1 pseudogene is annotated in these 1,135 nt (G+C 41.3%); it reads right to left on the bottom strand.

The annotated features are described in order from the left end of the window. Positions 1-348 precede the first annotated feature (348 nt). Positions 349-1,135 (bottom strand): annotated as a pseudogene (locus tag AC1MDJ_RS07975) (hypothetical protein); the annotation flags it as partial.

Genomic DNA, 1,135 nt, shown 5'->3' with positions numbered 1-1,135 from the left:
GCGGTGTGAGCCACGATAAACCATATATAAACGGCGGCAATACCGAAGTGACTGCCGCCGTTATAAACTATGCATTAGCCCTCTACGAGGGCGCAGCTTACGCCGCTGTTGCGTTAGTCGTTATTTTGCGTATTCTACAGCTCGCGATTCCCTTATTACGTTAATCTTTATCAGTCACCCCCGTTGGGGGATGCAACAGTATGTAGTATGGGGCAACCTTAAAGGATGCTTATGGGACGGTAAGGGACGATTATTTTCTACGCTAAACGACTTTCGCGTCTCTTGCCCCTCCCCCCCCTTGACGGGGGAGGGGCAACCTCGTGAACGGGTTAGGGTTGAAACCTATCCCTACTTTTTTACAGTATTCTTCCGTTCCTTTTTATTCTCTTCTTCATAAGCTTCTTTTGCCTCTTCCAACTGCGTCACTGCAACAGTCTTAAATAACTCATACGTCTTTCTCACCAGACGATTCATATCCTTGCTACGATATACTTCGTCATAATCCATTTCGTCATTATAAGCTTCTTTGTCCTTAACAACAACATCATCATCATATGCATCCTCCACATATGCATCCTCCTCATAATGATACTCGCTCGGTTCATCTCCAGAGAGCATCTGTTTAATAGCATATTGATAGGCAAAGCATTCTACCTCTTCAACAATGGATAGGTAATTTAGGTATTTGTTTTTCTTACTTTTGCCTTCATCGTCATTCTTATCAGTATGAAAGAATATATAATCTTCCCCATACCTATTGTATGCTATCTCCCCCACTTCTCCATTGCACTTAAAATGGTTATACTCATGAAAAAATGTCCCAACTATATCCCAAACTCCCTCCCTATAGTCTTCTTCACTTACGCCTTTGTGCATAAAATTGTAGCTGTCTTGCGTCATATAGAAAGTGATAACACCTCTGTCCGTATCGGCGGCAGCTTGCGGTCTTTTTTGGTCCTTAAACTTAATTTCCAAGTTAGCCCTGTAAATAGGCAAACCCTTGATTACATTTTCAATGGTTTCTGTAATGCTATCTCTATAACTCTGCACTAAATTTCCACCAAAAATCTTGTTTAATTCCTTTCGCAATCCCTTTTCCATAACAAAAACAGACTTTAACTCTTTTGTAGTCAAC

Source organism: Candidatus Termitispirillum reticulitermitis, assembly GCF_054655775.1.
The sequence above is the reverse complement of the archived record's forward strand: the minus strand, read 5'-3'. Positions and strand labels throughout refer to the sequence as shown.